Here is a 17,638-nt window from a genome sequence, read left to right on the forward strand (position 1 = left end):
GTCGCGCGGGACCCGCTGACCGGTACAACGTCACCGGTACCCGTCAACCATCCAGCTCATGACTGGCAGTTGACTGAAGGAAGCTGTGAACCCGCTGAACGGACCGGACACCGGGGACGGCCCGGGACACCAGGTCAGGGGGCGTCCGACCCGCCGGGCGGGGGCTGCGGCGGGCCGGTCAGCGGGCCGCGAGGTCCAGCACCAGTTGGGGGGCGAAGCCGATCACCACGGCCAGCGTGGTCGCCCCGGCCAGCGCCACGGAGACCGGCCAGGCCATCCTGGCCGGCACGGCCCCGGCCGGCACGGCCGGCTCCCCGGCGGGGGCGGGGGCGGTCGGCAGCGGGGGCGGGTCGGCGTACAGGGTGGCGGCCAGGCGCAGGTAGTAGGCCAACCCGATCACCGCGTTCAGGGCCACCACCAAGGCCAGCCAGCCGGCCCCACCGTCCAGCACCGCCCGCACCACGGTCACCTTGGCGAACAGCCCCGCCAGCCCCGGTGGCAGGCCGGCCAGCCCGACCAGGGCCAGGGCCAACGCCGCCCCGGCCCAGGGCCGCCGCCGGGCCATCCCCCGCAGGTCCGCCACCGCGCCGCCGTCCGCACCGGCCGGGCGCAGCGCCACCAGCGCCGCGAACGCCGCCAGTTCCACCACCACGAAGAAGACCGCGTACGCCACCGCGGCGGCGTACGCCCCGGCCCGGACGTCGTCGGCCCGCCCGGCGGTCGTCGCCAGCACCCCCAGCGGGGCCAGGATGTAACCCGCCTGGGCCACCGACGACCAGGCGAGCAGCCGGACGGTACGCCGCTGGCGCAGCGCCACCAGGTTGCCCACGGTCATGGTGAGCACCGCCAGCAGGGCCAGCACCGGGCCGGTCGCCTCGGCCGGCAACGCCCGCTGCACCACCGCCAGCAGGGCCACCACCCCGCCCAGCTTCGACGCGGTGGACAGGTAGGCCGCCACCGGCAACGGCGCCCCGTCGTAGGTAGCCGGGGCCCAGGCGTGGAACGGCACCGCCGCGACCTTGAAGGCCAGCCCGAGCACCACCAGCGCCACGGCCGCCGGCACCAGCGGCACGTCGGGCGCGTCGGCCAGCAGCCCGCCGAGCCGGTCCAGGTGCAGGCCGCCGGTCGCCGCGTAGAGCAGGGCCGCGCCGAGCAGGGTGACCGTGGTCGCCACCACGCTCACCACGAAGAAGGTGACCGCCGCCTCGGCGCTGGCCAGGCTGCCCCGACGCAGGCCGACCAGCACGTACAGCGGCAGGGTCAGGGTCTCCAGGGCGACGATCAGGGTGATCAGGTCACCGGCCGCGCCGAGCACCACGCCACCGGTCATCGAGCAGGCCAGCAGGAAGCAGTACTCGCCGACGGGCGTCGGGCCACCCCGCAGCAGCGGCCCGGAGAGCCCGAGCACACCCAGGGTGAGCAGGGCGAAGACGCCCGCGACCAGGGCCGCCCGGCCGTCGAACACCCACGAGCAGTCGGCTCCCACACAGAACGTCCGCCGGGTGCCGGCCGCGCCCACCGCCACCGCGCCGACGCCGGTGGCGACGACGCCCGCGCAGGCCACCGCCACCGTCGCGCCGGCCCGGCCGACCAGCAGATCCGCCAGCAGCACGAGTACGGCGGTGCCGGCCGCCAGGTACGCCGGCAGCAACGCCACGTTGTCGACGCTCTGCACCACACTCACGAGTCGGACCTTTCGTTCGCGACTGCGGGGCTCCGCTGCGCTGCACTCCTCGCGCTCACCCAGCCACCTTCGTTCGCGACTGCGGGGCTCCGCTGCGCTGCACTCCTCGCGCTCACCGGGCCACCTTTACGTTCGCGACTGCGGGGCTCCGCTGCGCTGCACTCCTCGCGCTCACCGGACCGACCCGTTCACCGGACGATCCCCACCAGGGCGTCCACCGGGCCGGTGGCGTAGCCGAGCACCAGGGCGGGCGCCAGGCCGACGGCGAGGGCGAGCAGGACCAGCGGGACCCAGGCGGTCAGCTCCACCCCGGCCAGGGCGGGGGTGAACCGGCCGACCGCCGGGCTCGGCCGGCCGTGGGTGACCCGGCGCAGCAACCGCAGGAAGTACGCGGCGGTGAGCGCCCCGCCGACCGCCGCCAGCACCGCCAGCGTGGTCCACAGCGGCCCGCCCCGCTCGACGGCCGCGACCACCGCGAACGCCTCACCCCAGAACCCGGCCAGGCCGGGCAGGCCGAGCGAGGCGACCGCCGCGAAACCGAGCAGACCGGCCAGCCGGGGCGCGGTCTCCCGCAGCCCGGACAACTCGGCCAGCGCCCCGGTGTGGGCCCGGTCCTTGACCGCCCCGGCGAGGAAGAACAGCAGCCCGGTGATCACCCCGTGCGCCACGTTGCCGATCAGCGCCGCCTGGATGCCGGTGACGGTCAGCGTCGCCACCCCGAGCAGCACGAACCCCATGTGCCCGACGCTGGAGTAGGCGATCAGCCGCTTCAGGTCGTCCTGCGCCAGGCAGACCAGGGAGCCGACCAGGATCGCCGCGACGGCCAGCACCCCGAGGACCGGCGCGGCCCAGCGGGCACCCTCCGGGGCCACCCCGACGGCGACCCGGATCAGGCCGTACGTGCCCATCTTGAGCAGGACCCCGGCGAGGATGACGCTGCCGACGGTGGGCGCCTGGGTGTGCGCGTCGGGCAGCCAGGAGTGCAGCGGCCAGAGCGGGGCCTTCACCGCGAACGCCAACCCGAGCAGGGTGAACGCGGCCAACTGGGTGCCCCGGGACAACCCCGCCCCACCGGTAAGCGCGACGATGTCGGCGGTGCCGGCGGCGGCCACCACCACGAACACGCCGACCAGCAGCAGCACCGAGCCGAAGAGCGTGTAGAGGGCGAACTTGCGGGCCGCCGCGCGGGCCGCGTCGCGCGCCGGCAGGTCCGCGCCGGTGCCGCCCCAGCCGGCGATGATCGCGTACATCGGCAGCAGGACGACCTCGAAGAAGACGAAGAAGAGCACCAGGTCGAGGGCGAGGAAGGTACCCAGGATGCCCACCTCGACCACCAGCAGCAACGCCACCAGCGCCCGGCCGCTCCCCCGACCCTCGGGCACCCGGCGCACGGTGTAGCCGCAGCAGAGCAGGGTGAGCAGGGCGGTGAGCACCACCAGCGGCCAGGAGATGCCGTCCACCCCGAGGTGGAAGCGCAGGTCGAGGCCGGGCACCCAGGGCAGGTCGACTTCGTGCCAGGGCTGCACGGCGGGGGCCGGGCCGTAGCCGAACCAGCCGTGGTCGCCGAGCACCAGCAGCGCCGCCCCGACCAGGGTCAGCCCGGCGACCGCCGTACCGGACAGCCGGGCCGTCCGCTCCCCGGGGAGCACGGCCACCAGCGCCGCCCCCACCGCCGGCAACGCCAGCACCGCCACCAGCAACACCTGCCCCACCGTCATGAGGATGCTCCGATCAGGGCGGCGGCGAGGCCGATCAGCAGGGCGCCGGCCAGCACCGCCGCCGTCGCGCGGGGCAGCGCCGCCCGGTGCAGCGCGGCCAGCCCGGCACCGAGCGCCGAGGTGCCCCGGCCGACCCCCTCCACCAGGCCGTCCACCCCGACCTCGTCGCCGGTACGCGCCACCCGGGCGAGCGCCGTCGTGGGGCGTACGACGAGGGTGTGTTGGACGTCGTCGAGGCGGAAGGCGCGGGCGAAGACCGGCCGCAGCGGACCCAGGGCGCGGGCCGGGTCGACGGCCGGGTCCCGCCGCCAGCCGGCCCAGGCCAGCCCCGCCCCGACCAGCACCAGGAGCAGGGGCAGCAGCAGCGCCGGACCGACGTGGACCAGCACCATGTCCCCGGGCGGGAGGGTGGGCACCGTCGGGAAGAAGAGGCGGTGCCGGAACCACTGGCTGAAGCCCGCCAGCCCGAGCAACGCCGCCGGGACGGCCAGCAGCAGCACCGGCCAGCGCATCAGGGCCGGCGGGTCGTGCGGGTGCAGCAGCGGCAGCCGGGGCTCGCCGAAGAAGGCGCGCAGCAGCAGCCGGGTGGCGTATGCGGCGGTGAGCAGCACCCCGAGCAGCCCGGCCAGCCAGACCAGCCAGCCGACCCAGGCCGGGGCGGGACCGGTGCCGTCGAGCGCGGCGGCCTCGGCGGCGGCGAGCACGCCGTCCTTGCTCCAGAAACCGGACAGCGGCGGCACCCCGGCCAGCGCGCCGAGACCGATCAGGGTGCACCAGAAGGTGACCGGCATGCTGCGCCGCAGCCCGCCCATCCGGGACAGCAGGGTGGTGCCGACGGCGTGGATCACCGCACCGGCGGCGAGGAACAGCAGCGCCTTGAACGCGGCGTGGGTGAGCAGGTGGAACAGTGCGGCGGCCGGGGCACCGACGGCGAGCGCGCCGGTCATGTAGCCGATCTGGGAGACCGTCGACCAGGCGAGCACCCGCTTCAGGTCGTCCTGGGCGGTGGCCGCGAGCGCGCCGAGCAGCAGGGTGATCGAGGCAAGCACGCCGAGCACCGCCAGCGCCACCGGGGCCTGGGTGAACAGCGGGTAGAGCCTCGTCACCGCGTACACCCCGGCGGCGACCATGGTCGCGGCGTGGATCAGCGCGGAGATCGGCGTCGGGCCGGCCATCGCGTCCGGCAGCCAGGTGTGCAGCGGGAACTGGGCGCTCTTGCCGGCCACCCCGGCGAGCAGCAGCAGGCAGGCGGCGGTCAGCGTGCCGGTGGCGTGGTCGTGGGCGAGCACGTCGGCGATCCGGAAACTGCCCGCCGAGACGCCGAGCAGCGCGATGCCGAGCAGGAACCCGACGTCACCCACCCGGGTGACCAGGAACGCCTTCATCGCGGCGGCGGGCGCCTCGGGCAGCCGGCGGTCGTGGGCGATCAGCAGGTACGAGCAGAGGCCCATCACCTCCCAACCGACCAGCAGCAGGATCAGGTCACCACTGACCACCACCAGCAGCATCGCGGCGGTGAACAGGCTGATCTGCGCGGCGTAGGGCGGATAGCGGTGGTCCACCTCGACGTCGTCGTGCGGGCCGCGCCGCAGGTAGGCCACCGAGTAGACCTGCACCGCCAGCGCCACCGCCGCCACCGCGACCGCGACCAGCGCGGCGACGCCGTCCAGCCGTACCCCCAGGGTGACCCGCAGACCGCCCAGGTCGATCCAGGTCGTGCTGGTCTCCACCGGGTCGCCGACCCGGACCAGCAGCAGCACCGCGACCAGCAGCGCGCCGGCCGCGCCGGCCACCCCGAGGCCGATCGCCGCCCGCCGGGCCGCGCCCTCCCCGGTGGTCGCGTCCCGCGGCGCAGGCGGCAGCAGCAACCCCAGCAACCCGGCGCCCAGGGGTACGACCGGCAGTGCCGCCCCGAACAGCCCGGTCAACGGCCGACCTCCGCCCGTCCGCCGGCCGACCCGGCCGCGACGTCACCGGCCAGGCCGGACCGGTCGCCGGCCGGCTCGGCCAGCGGCACGTCGTCGACGGTGACGCTGGCCCGCAGCCGGTAGAGCTGAAGCACGATGGCCAGCCCCACGCCGATCTCGGCGGCGGCCAACACGATCACGAACAGCGCGAAGACCTGCCCGGAGTGCGGCAGCACCGCCCGCACGGTGGTGTCGGCGGTGACCAGGATCAGGTTGACCGCGTTGAGCATCAGCTCCACCGCCATCAGCACCAGCACCGCGTTGCGTCGCCGCAGCACGCCGTAGACGCCCAGGCCGAACAGCAGCGCGGCGGTGACGTAGGGGATGACCGGCCTCACCGGACCACCTCTGTTCGCGACTGCGGGGCTCGCAAAACCGGCTCACTCCTCGCGCTCACCGGACCACCCCAGTTCGCGACTGCGGAGCTCGCAGACCCGGCTCACTCCTCGCGCTCACCGGACCACCGGCTCCGATGTCCGGGCGGGACAGGATGACCGCGCCGACCAGGGCGGCGAGCAGCAGCACCGACAGCACCTCGAACGGCAGCACCCAGGAGCGGAACACCTGCTCGCCGATGCCCTCGGCGGTGCCCGCCGCCGGCAGTTCCACCGTCGACCAGCGGAACGCGTCGACCAGCAGCGCCGTCAGGCCCAGCCCGGTGCCCGCACCGATCAGCGCGGCCGGCCAGCCCGGCCGGTCCAGGTCGTCGGAGGCCCCGATCGGGGCCCGGGTCAGCATCACCGCGAACAGCAGCAGCACCACCACCGCACCCACGTAGATCAGCACCTGCACCCAGGCCACCAGTTCGGCGGTGAGCACCAGGTAGTCGCCGGCCAGCGCGCCCAGGCAGAGCACCAGGTAGAGGCCGGCCCGGACCAGGTGCTTCGTGGCGACCACCAGCACCCCCGATCCGACCGCCACCGCGCCCAGGGCGAGCAGCAGCACGTCCGCACCGGTCACCGGGAGGCACCTCCGTCGTCGGCGGGGCCGGTCTCGGGGCGTACCACGGTGGGACGGGCGGCGGAGCTGGTCGGGGCGGCGGCCTTGCGCGCGGCGGTGGTCTCCTCCTTGGCCGGTTCGCCGTGCGGGTCGTGCGCGGGCGGCGGCGGCACCGTGGCCATCCACTGGCCGAGGTGGTCCTTGTCGTGCAGCAGGTCCTTGATGTCGTACTCGGCGTACTCGAACTCGGGCGACCAGTAGAGGGCGTCGAACGGGCAGACCTCGATGCAGATGCCGCAGTACATGCAGAGCGAGAAGTCGATGTCGAACTTGTCGAGGACGTTGCGCTGGCGGGGACGGGCCGCGCCGGCCACCGCCACCTCCTCCTTGTGCGAGTCGATGTAGATGCACCAGTCGGGGCACTCCCGGGCGCAGAGCATGCAGACCGTGCAGTTCTCGGTCAGCAGCGCGATCACGCCCCGGGAGCGGGGCGGCAACTCGGGGGCGACGTCCGGGTACTGCTGGGTGTGCGACCGGCGGGTCATCGTCTTCAACGTGACCGCCAGCCCCTTCACCAGTCCTCCGCCGGTGCCCCCGCCGTGCTCGCTCACCGTGTCGCCCCGACTCGCTCGCTCATGGGGTCATCCTGCCCTGTGGCCACGGCGTGCGCGACCACCACCCGGCGTTTGCCGGCGTTACCCTGACGGGCGGGGAGAACGACGCACCGGGAAGGACCGACCGATGACCGCCGCGCTGCGGCACGACCATCCGCCGGAGGGCGGCTGGACGACTGACGATCTGGACGCGCTGCCCGAGGACGGCCACCGCCGCGAACTTCTCGATGGAGTGCTGATCGTGCCCCCCTCCCCCACCCGTGTCCACCAGACCATCGCCGGCCGCCTGATGGTCGCGCTCGAAGAGGACTGCCCCGACGACTACGACGTGACCCAGGCCGTGGAGGTGCGGATCAACCGGACCCGCTCGTTCATCCCCGACGTGCTGGTGACCACGTCCACCGCCGCCGCCCGCGAGCCGTCCCGGTACGAGCCGCACGAGGTGGTACTGGCCGTCGAGATCGTCTCCCCCAGCACCCGCTCCATCGACCGGGTGCTCAAGCCGACCCTCTACGCGCAGGCCGGCATCCCGTTCTACTGGCGGATCGAGGTGGAGGACGACGGCCTGGTCGTGCACACCTACAAGATCGACGCGGTGAACGAGGTCTACGTGGAGACCGGGCGGTGGACGAAGTTCGTCGACACCGGGGAGCCGTTCCCGGTGAACCTGTCGGTCGCCCGGATCACGCCCCGGCGTCGGTGAGCGGCGGCAGCATCTCCACACCCAACTGTTGCAGCAGCTGGAACAGCTCGTTGACGCTCCACGCGTCGACGATCCGCCCGACGGCGTCGAAGCGCAGGAACGTCGCCCCGGAGTAGCTGACCACCTGCCCGGTCGGCGGCACCGGGCCGAACTGTCCCGCCTGGGTGCCGGCGGCCCGCCAGCGCAGCGCCACCCGGTCACCCGCCGCCACCACGTCCACCAGCTTGTAGCGCAGGTCGGGGAAGGCTGCCCGGCGCTCCCGGTGCCAGGCCAGCACCGCCGCCGGGCCGGTGCCGCCGAGCCCCGGGCACTCCTCGGCGACCAGCTCGTACGCCGACTCCTCGCGGCCGGCGTTCCACACGTCGGTGACGAACCGGCGGGCCACCGCCTCCACGTCGATCATGGGGGCAGCCTAGGCCCGCCGGTCCGGGGCCAGCCGGTCGAGGTGGATGTCGATCTCGGCGCGGGCCTCGGCCGGGCCGAGCACGCCGGACAGCAGCCGGAGGGTCACCCCGTCCAGTACGGTCGCCAGTTCGCCGGCCGCCCGGGAGGCGTCGACGTCGGCGGCGACGCTGCCGTCCTGCCGGGCCAGCTCGACCAGGCGGGTGAGGTTGGCCCGCAGCTCGTCGGCGTTGGTCCGCATGATGGCCGCGATCTGCTCGTCGATCAGCGCTTCGGCGGTGAGCATCAACCAGACCCGGGACTCGAAGATCCGCTCGTCGTCCAGCGGGACGACCTGGGCCACGGCCAGGCGCAGGGTGTCCAGGGCGGTGGCCCCGGGGCGCAGTGCCCCGGCCCGGGTGACCACCCGGTCGACCAGGTGCGACATGGCGGCCCGGACCATCAGCTCCCGGGTCGGCAGGTAGTGCTGCGCGGTCGCCAGGGGCATCCCGGCCTCGCCCGCGACGGCCCGGACGGTGGTGCCGGCCGCCCCGACCCGGCTCAGCACGGCACAGGCGGCGGCACCGAGTCGCCTGCGACGTTCCTCGTGGTCCACGACCTTCGGCATGGGTCGATCATAGGTTATCGGTCGGTTGACCGATATAGGTCAAGCAACTAATCTTGGTCGGCATGAGCACCGACCTCGCCGTGGCCCGGCCCACCGACCCGCCCACCACCACGCGGTTCACCTGGGGTGACCTCGCGATCGTGCTCGTCGTCGGGGTCGGCCTGGCCAACGCCCCGGTCGCGGACTTCCTCGCCCTGGGCCCGGCGCTGCTCGGCGCGTCCGAACTGCTCGCCACCAGCCTCGCCTGGCTACTGATCAACGGGATCCAGTTGCTGGTCGGCCTCGGCGTGACCTACCGCCGGTTCGGCGTCGTCGCCGCCCCGCTGCTGCTCACCCGCCCCCGGGGCGGGCAACTCCGGGCCGCCGTCGGGTGGGGGCTGGCGAAGGCCGCGCTCACCCTCGGCCTACTCCTGGCGCTGCCCGTCGCGCTGACCGCCGACGGTGGCGGCGAGGGCGGCTACCCGCCGGGCAGCCTGCTCGCCCAGTTCACCTTCGCCTTCTTCTTCGGCGCGATCGCCTCACCCGTCTACGAGGAGGTGCTGTACCGGGGGGTCTTCTTCCAGGGCCTGGCCGCCCGGCTGCCCACCCTCGCCGCGATCACCGTCTCGGCCGGCTTCTTCGCGGTGATGCACCTGCCCCGGGTCTTCAACACCATCAGCGCCCTGGTAGCCGGCCTGCTCTTCGCCTGGCTGCTGCACCGCCACCGCAACCTCTGGGTGCCGATCCTCGCCCACACGGTCAGCAACGGGGTCCTCGTCGTACTCGCCTTCGCCGCCCAGGCCGGCTGAGCGCGGACCGGCTCTCCCCCGCCCGGGCCGCGTTACCGTGCCACCGGACGCCGGACCCGCCATGATGGGAGCCGAAGCGGACGAAAGGCGACACGATGGCGGAGAGCAACGGCACCACGACGACCGGCGGCAAGTACGTCGAGCCGGGCGGTGAGTTCACCCGGGACCAGCGCTACATCGCCACCCGGATCACCGTCGACGGGCGGGACGGCTACCCGGTCGAGCCGGGCCGCTACCGCCTGGTGGTCAGTCGGGCCTGCCCGTGGGCCAACCGCATGATCATCGTACGGCGGCTGCTCGGGCTGGAGGAGGCGCTGCCGATGGCGGTGGCCGGGCCCACCCACGACGCCCGGAGCTGGACGTTCGACCTGGACCCCGGCGGGCGGGACCCGGTGCTCGGCATCGAACGGCTGGCTGAGGCGTTCTTCGCCCGCTACCCCGACTACGAGCGGGGGATCACCGTGCCGGCGATCGTCGACGTGCCGACCGGTCAGGTGGTCACCAACGACTACGCGCAGATGACCCTGGACCTGTCCACCCAGTGGACGGCGTACCACCGCGAGGGCGCCCCGCAGCTCTACCCCGAGGCGTTGCGCGCCGAGATCGACGAGGTGAACGCGGTGGTGTTCGCCGACGTCAACAACGGGGTGTACCGGTGCGGCTTCGCCGGCTCGCAGGAGGCGTACGAGAAGGCGTACCGGCGGTTGTTCGACCGGCTGGACTGGCTCAGCGACCGGCTCGCCAACCAGCGTTACCTGGTCGGTGACACCATCACCGAGGCCGACGTGCGACTGTTCACCACGCTGGCCCGGTTCGACCCGGTCTACCACGGCCACTTCAAGTGCAACCGGCAGAAGCTGAGCGAGATGCCGGTGCTGTGGGCGTACGCGCGGGACCTGTTCGCCACCCCCGGGTTCGGCGACACCATCGACTTCGACCACATCAAGCGGCACTACTACGAGGTGCACCGGGACATCAACCCGACCGGGGTGGTGCCGCTCGGCCCGGACCTGGTCAACTGGCTCAGCCCGCACGGGCGGGAGGCGCTCGGCGGCCGGCCGTTCGGCGACGGCACGCCCCCACCGCCCCCACCGCCCGGCGAGCAGGTGCCGCCGGAGCACACCCCGATCGGCTGAACCACCCGCGCCACGCGCCCCCGCCCGACCAGTCGGGTGGGGGCGCGCTGCTGCGCACCGGGCGCACCGGACCCTCCGTCGACTACGGACACTGAGAGCTGTCGCACATTCACCTTCAGTGCCCAAGAGTTAACACGATGGTCAATATGACCTGTTCGACTAGGGGGCGTCCGTCGCCGCGAATCCCGTCGGCGGGCTGCCAGTCCACTACGGACTCCCCTTCGAGGAGGATCGAGCCTTGCGCAAGCTGGGTAGCAGGACCGCACGCCTGGGCGTACTCGCCGGTGTTCTCGCCGGCGCACTCGTCACCACCACCAACGCCGCCGTCGCGGCACCGGGCACCCCCGGCCCTGGCCGGGCCGCGCCCGCGCCGCTGCTGGCCGGCAGCGCGGAAGCCGCGCCGGACCGGTACATCGTCGTCCTCTCCGACAAGCCGGTCAGCGGCGAGCGCACCGCCCGCCTCGCCCGCACCGCCCAGTCGGCCTCCGCCGCCGAGCGGGCCGGCGGCACCGTGCTGAACCGCTACACCCAGGTCCTCGACGGGTACGCCGCCGTGCTGCCGCCGGCCGCCCTCGCCGCCGTCCGTAGCGACCCGACCGTGCAGTACGTCGAGCGGGACACCCGGATCGAGGGCGGGCTGACCAGCACCACCCCGGACCGGACCGGACCGACGACGGCCCGCGCCGAGCGGGCCCAGGCCGGCGGCGTGTCCGTCCAGGCCGTGCAGAGCAACCCGCCGTCGTGGGGGCTGGACCGCATCGACCAGCGCAACCTGCCGCTGAGCAACAGCTTCGGCTACACCTCGACCGGTTCCGGGGTGACCGCGTACATCGTCGACTCCGGCATCCGGGCCACCCACGTCGACTTCGGCACCCGCGCCGCCGGGGTCTACGACGCGGTCGGCGACGGCAACGGCACCAACGACTGCCACGGCCACGGCACGCACGTCGCCGGCACCATCGGCGGGACCACCTACGGGGTCGCCAAGTCGGTGACGCTGCGCGCGGTCCGGGTCCTCCAGTGCGACAACTCCGGGTGGAGCACCGACCTGATCGAGGGCGTCGACTGGCTGGCCACCAACCACGCGACCGTCTCGGTGGCGAACTTCAGCCTCCAGGGCTACGGCACCTCGGCGAACACCTCGATCGAGAACCTGATCGACCACGGCGTGTACCCGGTCTTCATCGCCAACAACTTCAACACCGACGCCTGCACCAACGGCCCCCGCTCCAGCCGGGGCATCACCGTCGCGGCGACCGACATCAACGACAACCGGGCCTCGTTCTCCAGCTACGGGACCTGCGTCGACATCTTCGCCCCGGGGGTGGACATCACCTCCGCCGGCATCGCCTCGAACACCGCCGTGGCCAGCGGCTGGTCCGGCACCTCGATGGCGGCCCCGCACGTCACCGGCTGGCTGGCCCGCTACCGGCAGACCAACCCGACGGCGACCCTCGCCACCGCCAAGAGCGCGCTGATCACCGCCGCCACCACCGGCAAGGTGGTCAACCCGGGGACCGGCTCCCCGAACCGCCTGCTCTACGCCGCGCCGTGAGCGTGCCGGAGGGGCCCCGGGGAGTGTCCCGGGGCCCCTCCGGGCCGGCGCTCAGTTCAGGGTGAGGCGTACGGCGGTGGTGAGGACGAGCTGGGCGAGCGCGGCCGGAACCAGGACCAGCCAGCACAGCCGCTGGAGCTGGTCCTCCCGCAGCCGGGGGAACGACACCCGCAGCCAGATGATCACGAACGAGACGGCGAAGACCTTCAGCAGGGTCCACAGCCACCCGAGCTGGGCGTCGGCGAACGGGCCCTGCCAGCCGCCGAGGAACAGCACGGTGGTCAGCGCGGCGATCACCACGATCCCGACGTACTCGGCGAGCAGGAAGAACGCGAACCGCAGCCCGGTGTACTCGGTCATGTAGCCGAACACCAGCTCCGAGTCGGCGACCGGCATGTCGAACGGGGGCCGCCGGATCTCGGCCAGCCCCGCCACGAAGAACACGATCATGGCGGGGGCCTGCCAGAGCAGCCACCACGGCTGCCACGCCTCGACGATCCCGCCGAGGCTCAACGTTCCGGCCGCCACCGCCACCGAGGCGGCGGCCAGCACCAGCGGCAGCTCGTACCCGAGCAGTTGGGCCGCCCCGCGCAACCCGCCGAGCAGGCTGTACTTGTTGGCCGAGGCCCACGCCGACATCAGCACCGCCACCACGCCGACCCCGACCACCGCCAGGACGAAGAACAGGCCGATGTCCAACGGCTGCCCGACCAGGTCGTCCGGGCCGAGCGGGATCACCAGCAGCACCAGCAGGTAGGGCACCAGGGCCACCACCGGCGCCAACCGGAACACCGCCCGGTCCGCCTCACGCGGGGTGATGTCCTCCTTCTGGACGAACTTGATCCCGTCGGCGACGAGCTGCGCCCACCCGTGGAAGCCACCGGCGTACATCGGGCCGAGCCGGCCCTGCATGTGCGCCATCACCTTGTGCTCGGCCTGGCCGACGATCAGCGGCAGGGTCAGGAACGCGACCAGCACCCCACCGATCCGGATCACCAGCTCCAACCAGGTCGGCATCAGGCCGTACCCCCCTCGTCGCCAGCCTGGTCGCCGCGTGCCGGGCCGTCGGCGACCGCCGGGCCGTCGCCGGCCGCGCCGGAGCGGGGGGTACGCGGCGGACGGGCCGGCCGCTCCCGGGGCGCGCGGGCCGGGGCCCCGTCACCCACCGTCACCGGACCGGCCGGGGCCGGCACCACGCCCCACTCCCCCGGCGCGGGCACCCCGGGCGGGCGGACCGCCCGGCGACCGCCACCGGCCTCGGACTCGCCCGGCTCCTTCGCCCCCGGCCACGGTTTCGCCGCCCGGGAGGCCAGCACGAACTCCTTGCGCAGCGGATGCCCCTCGAACTCGGGCGGCAGCAGCAGCGGGGCCAGCCCCCGGTGGCCGGTGAAGTCGACACCGAACATCTCGTGGGTCTCCCGCTCGTGCCAGGCCGCACCCGGGAAGATGTCGACCACCGACGCGACCGTCGGTGTCGCCCTCGGCACCCGGGTCCGCAGCAGCACGCCGTGCCGGTGCCGGGTCGACCACAGGTGGACCACGACGTCGAAACCGTCGGCCAACTCGTCGACGGCGGACAGCCAGTCGAAGAAGTCACAGTCCAGCTCGGCGTCGTCGCGCACCGCGCGGAGGGTGTCCGCCCAGGCCGCCGGGGGTACGTCGACGGTGGCCCGGGCGTGGGCCTGCCCGCCGGACACCGACGCGGTCGCCTCGACCGGCGTGAGCAGCGCGACCACCCGCCGACCGACCTCTTCCGGAGTCATGCGGTTGATCCTATGGCCGCCGCCCCGACGCCGGGCCCGCCCGCCCGGTCGTACGCGCCCGGCGGACACCTGGATGAGATGAACGGACGGCCCCGCGCCGCGTCGTACCACGGTTCCGGCAGCGTCGTCCGGGCGCGTGGCCGGGCAGGGCGGAGCGGGCATCTGGCGCTTTACCGGGCGGGGCGTGGTGGGGCGGGGAAAGATGGGGCCGTGCGCGCTGTGACGGTGACTCCCGGGGTCCGCGACTCGCTGCGGCTGGTGCAGGACTGGCCGGAGCCGCCGGCCGAGGAGGGCGCCATCCTGGTCGAGGCGCTCGCCGTCGGCATCTGCGGCACCGACCAGGAGATCATCGCCGGGGACTACGGGGAGGCCCCGCCCGGCCAGCGGGAACTGGTGCTCGGCCACGAGTCCCTCGGCCGGGTGCTGGAGGACCCGTCCGGCACCCTGCAACCCGGCGACCTGGTGGCCGGCATCGTCCGCCACCCCGACCCGGTGCCCTGCCCGAACTGCGCCGTCGACGAGTGGGACATGTGCCGCAACGGCCGGTACACCGAGCACGGGATCAAGGGGCTGCCCGGCTTCGCCCGGGAACGGTGGCGGGTGCAGCCGAAGTTCGCCGTCGGGCTGGACCCCGTCCTCGCCCCGGTCGGCATGCTGCTGGAGCCGGCGAGCGTGGTGGCGAAGGCGTGGGACCACATCGCGCAGATCGGCACCCGGGCCGAGTGGAAGCCGCAGACCGTCCTGGTCACCGGGGCCGGGCCGATCGGGCTGCTGGCGGCCCTGCTGGCCGTCCAGCGTGGCCTGTCGGTGCACGTGCTGGACCGCAACACCACCGGCCCCAAACCGGACCTGGTCCGGGCGCTCGGGGCGACGTACCACACGGTGCCGGTCGACGAGCTGGACTTCGAGCCGGACGTGGTGGTCGAGTGCACCGGCGCGCCGACCGTGGTGCTGGACACCATGTGCAAGGTCGGCCCGGCCGGGATCGTCTGCCTGACCGGGGTGTCCAGCGGGGGCCGGACCATCGACTTCGACGCCGGGGCGCTCAACCGGGCGCTGGTGCTGGAGAACAACGTCGTGTTCGGCTCCGTCAACGCCAACCGGCGGCACTGGGACCTGGCCGCCCGGGCGCTCGCCCAGGCCGACCAGTCGTGGCTGAACGCGCTGATCACCCGCCGGGTGCCGGTGTCGGCGTACGCGCAGGCGTACGCCCACACCGGCGAGGACATCAAGGTGGTGCTGGAGTTCGGGGCGTGACGCCCGACGGGCCGGCTCAGATGCCGGGGAGCCGGCCGTTGCGGAACAGGTCGACGAAGAGCTGGTGGTCGGTGCGGGCCCGGACGCCGTACGCGTGGGCGAACTCGACCAGGTGCCCGACGAAGCCCTCGGTGTCGTCGCCGATCGCGGCGACGATCGCCTCCTCGGTCGAATAGTCGACCAGGTCGTGGCTGGACTCGTCGTCGGCGACCGAGTGCATCCGGGCCACCGCCCGCCCCAGGTCGGCGAGCACCCCGGCCAGCTCGTCCGGCTCGTTGACGTCCGACCAGTCCAGGTCGGCGGCGTACGGGGAGACCTCGGCGACGAGCTGACCGGCCCCGTCCAGCTCGGTGAAGCCCAGCCACGGGTCGGCGTGCGCCTGCAACGCCCGCTGCGACTCGGCCGTGCGGTGCCCCTGGTGCCGGAAGTAGCCCCGGACCCGCTCGTCGTCGATGTGCCGGGCCACCGCCGGCACCTGTGCCTGCTTCATGTAGATGACGACGTCGTTCTCCAACGCCTCGGTGTGCCCCTCCAGCAGCAGGTTGTACGACGGCAGCCCGGCCGAGCCGATGCCCACCCCCTTGCGCAGCACCACGTCCTTGATCTGGGTGGCGACCGGTCGCAGCCGGGCCGTCGAGGGGGGCAGGGTGTCCAGGTACCCGGTGAACGCGGCGCAGACCTTCTTACGGGTCTCCCCGTCGATCTCGAACACCCCGTCGCCGAGGGAGAACCGCCGCTCGTAGTTGTCGACGGTGGTCTGCGCGGCCAGCAGGTCGACCCGGGTGTTCAGCCGGGCCTCCTGGAGCACCCGGCGCAGCACCCCGTCGGCGTTGTCCAGGGTGATCGAGCCGATCGCGTCGTCCCCACCGGCGGCGATGGCCCGCAACTCGGTCAGGTACGACCGGGCGAAGCCGGTGACCAGCTCGCCGATCGCCCGGTCGGACAGGGCCTTGGCGTAGCCGATCAGGGCCACGCTGGCGGCGAGCCGCTTCAGGTCCCAGGAGAACGGCCCGACGTACGCCTCGTCGAAGTCGTTGACGTTGAACACCAGGTGCCCGGAGGCGTTCATGTAGGTGCCGAAGTTCTCGGCGTGCAGGTCACCGTGGATCCACACCCGGCTGGTCTGCTCGTCGAGGAACGCGTCGTCGGCGAAGTCGCCGCGCTGGTCGGCGTAGAACAACGAGGCGCTGCCCCGGTAGAAGGCGAACGGGGAGGCGGCCATCTTGCGGAACTTGCGACGGAACGCCGCCGGGTCGAGCGCCATCGACGCGCCGAACTCCTCGGTCAACACGTCGACGATGAAAGCGGACCGTCGGTCCACGGAGTCGGTCATGCCCCGCACGCTAACCCCCACCCGCCACCTCTCCCCCCGGGCCTCCTGCCCACCCCGCGCCCTACCCCGCCCCGCGTCGCACGGCCCGCCCCGCCTCACCCCCGCCCCGCCTCGCCCGGTGATCAAGAGGTTTGCGTCAGTTGATCAAGAGGTTTGCGTCAGATCCACGCGGAATGTTGACGTAAACCTCTTGATCACCGGCCCGGATCCGCCCCGCCCTGCGGCACCGCCCCGACCTGACCGGCCTCCGACTTCCGGCCCTACCAGGGGCGGTGATCAAGAGGTTTCGGACAGTGTCGGGCGCAGATTTGACGCGAACCTCTTGATCACCGGGGCACAGCGGGATCACCGGGGCACAGCGGGGCAGGCGGGCGCAAGACGGGGCGCAGCGGGGGCACGCGAGGCAGAGCGGGGCGCAGCGAGGGTGCGGCCGGGAAGGCCCCCGGGGGTGGGTCAGAAGGGGGTGGGAGGGCGGACCGGGGGGCGGTCAGGGACTCGACCGGGCGCGGGGCGGTGTCGGTGGGCGAAGCCAGGGGGTCGGTGCGGTCGACGCCGCCGATGCCGGACTGTTCGGCGGCGATCTTTTCCTGAAGGCGGAGGATGCCGTGCAGGAGCGCCTCCGGCCGGGGCGGGCAGCCGGGCACGTAGACGTCGACCGGGATGAGCTGGTCGACGCCCTTGGTCACCGAGTACGAGTCCCAGTACGGGCCGCCGCAGTTGGCGCAGGACCCGAAGGAGATGACGTACTTCGGCTCGGGCATCTGGTCGTAGAGCCGCTTGATCGCCGGGGCCATCTTGTCGGTCACCGTGCCCGAGACCACCATCAGGTCGGCCTGCCGGGGCCCGTGGGCGAACGGGATGACGCCGAGCCGGATGAAGTCGTGCCGGCCCATGCTGGTGGCGATGAACTCGATCGCACAGCAGGCCAGGCCGAAGTTGAACACCCAGAGCGAGTAGCGGCGACCCCAGTTGAGGACGAACCGGATCGGCTCGCCGAGCACTCCCGGCAACTGCACGACCGCCTCCCGTCCCCGCCTAACCGCTGTCCGCCCAGGGACAGTCAACCACAGTCGCCCGGCGTGACCCCCGGACCGGCCGGGCCCGTCCCGCGTCCCGACGGACCCGCCCCGCCGGGCCCGTCGCGCGTCCCGGCGGTGCGGCCGAGGCCGAGG

Annotated in this window: 16 protein-coding genes and 1 pseudogene; 5 read left to right on the plus strand and 12 right to left on the minus strand. The window is 73.5% G+C overall.

The genetic code is table 11. The features are described 5' to 3' along the window. Window positions 1-178: 178 nt before the first annotated feature. The 6 genes from FJK98_RS29085 to FJK98_RS29110 all read right to left on the minus strand — a co-directional run bounded on the left by FJK98_RS29085 (window position 179) and on the right by FJK98_RS29110 (window position 6,919). Window positions 179-1,684, minus strand: coding sequence for an NADH-quinone oxidoreductase subunit N (locus FJK98_RS29085; RefSeq protein WP_145921772.1), 1,506 nt, complete (start codon window positions 1,682-1,684; stop codon window positions 179-181). A 188-nt stretch (window positions 1,685-1,872) separates the two neighbouring features. After that, on the minus strand, window positions 1,873-3,402 hold the full coding sequence (locus FJK98_RS29090; RefSeq protein WP_145921773.1) for a NuoM family protein: 1,530 nt from the start codon (window positions 3,400-3,402) through the stop codon (window positions 1,873-1,875). Then, a complete protein-coding gene (locus tag FJK98_RS29095) occupies window positions 3,399-5,330 on the minus strand; it encodes an NADH-quinone oxidoreductase subunit L (RefSeq protein ID WP_145921774.1) in 1,932 nt (643 codons plus the stop codon). The genes FJK98_RS29090 and FJK98_RS29095 overlap by 4 nt, the downstream gene beginning before the upstream one ends. Beyond that, the gene (gene nuoK / locus FJK98_RS29100; RefSeq protein ID WP_145921775.1) at window positions 5,327-5,707 is read right to left on the minus strand and encodes an NADH-quinone oxidoreductase subunit NuoK; all 381 of its coding nucleotides are present in this window, start codon (window positions 5,705-5,707) and stop codon (window positions 5,327-5,329) included. The genes FJK98_RS29095 and nuoK overlap by 4 nt, the downstream gene beginning before the upstream one ends. A 55-nt stretch (window positions 5,708-5,762) precedes the next feature. Next, the gene (locus tag FJK98_RS29105) at window positions 5,763-6,329 is read right to left on the minus strand and encodes an NADH-quinone oxidoreductase subunit J (RefSeq protein WP_145921776.1); all 567 of its coding nucleotides are present in this window, start codon (window positions 6,327-6,329) and stop codon (window positions 5,763-5,765) included. Next, window positions 6,326-6,919 (minus strand): NADH-quinone oxidoreductase subunit I, encoded by a 594-nt coding sequence (locus tag FJK98_RS29110; protein ID WP_145921777.1) that lies wholly within the window; start codon window positions 6,917-6,919, stop codon window positions 6,326-6,328. The genes FJK98_RS29105 and FJK98_RS29110 overlap by 4 nt, the downstream gene beginning before the upstream one ends. Window positions 6,920-7,049: 130 nt before the next feature. Between FJK98_RS29110 and FJK98_RS29115 the strand changes: the two genes are divergently transcribed. After that, on the plus strand, window positions 7,050-7,625 hold the full coding sequence (locus tag FJK98_RS29115) for a Uma2 family endonuclease (RefSeq protein ID WP_145921778.1): 576 nt from the start codon (window positions 7,050-7,052) through the stop codon (window positions 7,623-7,625). Here the strand turns inward: FJK98_RS29115 and FJK98_RS29120 are convergent. Then, window positions 7,606-8,028, minus strand: coding sequence for an ester cyclase (locus FJK98_RS29120; protein WP_145921779.1), 423 nt, complete (start codon window positions 8,026-8,028; stop codon window positions 7,606-7,608). The genes FJK98_RS29115 and FJK98_RS29120 overlap by 20 nt on opposite strands. Window positions 8,029-8,037: 9 nt before the next feature. Next, entirely contained in the window at window positions 8,038-8,634 is a 597-nt protein-coding gene (locus tag FJK98_RS29125; RefSeq protein ID WP_145921780.1) for a TetR/AcrR family transcriptional regulator, read from the minus strand. A gap of 62 nt (window positions 8,635-8,696) precedes the next feature. Between FJK98_RS29125 and FJK98_RS29130 the strand changes: the two genes are divergently transcribed. From FJK98_RS29130 to FJK98_RS29140, 3 genes are all read left to right on the plus strand, one after another. Continuing rightward, a complete protein-coding gene (locus FJK98_RS29130; RefSeq protein WP_145921781.1) occupies window positions 8,697-9,422 on the plus strand; it encodes a CPBP family intramembrane glutamic endopeptidase in 726 nt (241 codons plus the stop codon). Between the two features lie 95 nt (window positions 9,423-9,517). Continuing rightward, window positions 9,518-10,558 carry a glutathione S-transferase family protein gene (locus tag FJK98_RS29135; RefSeq protein WP_145921782.1) on the plus strand — a complete coding sequence of 347 codons (1,041 nt, stop codon included), beginning with the start codon at window positions 9,518-9,520 and terminating at the stop codon, window positions 10,556-10,558. A gap of 238 nt (window positions 10,559-10,796) precedes the next feature. Further along, window positions 10,797-12,113 carry a S8 family peptidase gene (locus tag FJK98_RS29140; protein ID WP_145921783.1) on the plus strand — a complete coding sequence of 439 codons (1,317 nt, stop codon included), beginning with the start codon at window positions 10,797-10,799 and terminating at the stop codon, window positions 12,111-12,113. A 51-nt stretch (window positions 12,114-12,164) separates the two neighbouring features. Here FJK98_RS29140 and FJK98_RS29145 read toward each other — a convergent pair whose 3' ends face one another. Both FJK98_RS29145 and FJK98_RS29150 read right to left on the minus strand, forming a co-directional pair. Next, entirely contained in the window at window positions 12,165-13,130 is a 966-nt protein-coding gene (locus FJK98_RS29145) for a complex I subunit 1 family protein (protein ID WP_088644755.1), read from the minus strand. Then, entirely contained in the window at window positions 13,130-13,876 is a 747-nt protein-coding gene (locus FJK98_RS29150; protein ID WP_145921784.1) for an NADH-quinone oxidoreductase subunit C, read from the minus strand. Before FJK98_RS29150 ends, FJK98_RS29145 begins: the two co-directional genes overlap by 1 nt. Window positions 13,877-14,086: 210 nt before the next feature. On the opposite strand from FJK98_RS29150, the gene FJK98_RS29155 reads away from it, so the two are divergent. After that, complete coding sequence (locus tag FJK98_RS29155) at window positions 14,087-15,133, plus strand: glucose 1-dehydrogenase (RefSeq protein WP_145921785.1); 1,047 nt, start codon at window positions 14,087-14,089, stop codon at window positions 15,131-15,133. Window positions 15,134-15,149: 16 nt separating this feature from the next. On the opposite strand, the gene FJK98_RS29160 is transcribed toward FJK98_RS29155, so the two are convergent. Together FJK98_RS29160 and FJK98_RS29165 are read right to left on the minus strand one after the other, a co-directional pair. Next, window positions 15,150-16,466 carry a DUF2252 domain-containing protein gene (locus FJK98_RS29160; RefSeq protein ID WP_145921786.1) on the minus strand — a complete coding sequence of 439 codons (1,317 nt, stop codon included), beginning with the start codon at window positions 16,464-16,466 and terminating at the stop codon, window positions 15,150-15,152. A gap of 453 nt (window positions 16,467-16,919) precedes the next feature. Next, window positions 16,920-17,482: pseudogene (locus FJK98_RS29165) on the minus strand (NADH-quinone oxidoreductase subunit B). Between the last annotated feature and the right edge of the window lie 156 nt (window positions 17,483-17,638).

Source organism: Micromonospora sp. HM134, from assembly GCF_007833915.1.
GTDB lineage: Bacteria > Actinomycetota > Actinomycetes > Mycobacteriales > Micromonosporaceae > Micromonospora > Micromonospora wenchangensis.

Coding starts and splice junctions, on each gene's coding strand:
- FJK98_RS29115 (WP_145921778.1), top strand. CDS start 7,050: ATGACCGCCGCGCTGCGGCACGACCATCCGCCGGAGGGCGGCTGGACG.
- FJK98_RS29090 (WP_145921773.1), bottom strand. CDS start 3,402: ATGACGGTGGGGCAGGTGTTGCTGGTGGCGGTGCTGGCGTTGCCGGCG.
- FJK98_RS29130 (WP_145921781.1), top strand. CDS start 8,697: ATGAGCACCGACCTCGCCGTGGCCCGGCCCACCGACCCGCCCACCACC.
- FJK98_RS29120 (WP_145921779.1), bottom strand. CDS start 8,028: ATGATCGACGTGGAGGCGGTGGCCCGCCGGTTCGTCACCGACGTGTGG.
- FJK98_RS29150 (WP_145921784.1), bottom strand. CDS start 13,876: ATGACTCCGGAAGAGGTCGGTCGGCGGGTGGTCGCGCTGCTCACGCCG.
- FJK98_RS29135 (WP_145921782.1), top strand. CDS start 9,518: ATGGCGGAGAGCAACGGCACCACGACGACCGGCGGCAAGTACGTCGAG.
- FJK98_RS29160 (WP_145921786.1), bottom strand. CDS start 16,466: ATGACCGACTCCGTGGACCGACGGTCCGCTTTCATCGTCGACGTGTTG.
- FJK98_RS29125 (WP_145921780.1), bottom strand. CDS start 8,634: ATGCCGAAGGTCGTGGACCACGAGGAACGTCGCAGGCGACTCGGTGCC.
- FJK98_RS29145 (WP_088644755.1), bottom strand. CDS start 13,130: ATGCCGACCTGGTTGGAGCTGGTGATCCGGATCGGTGGGGTGCTGGTC.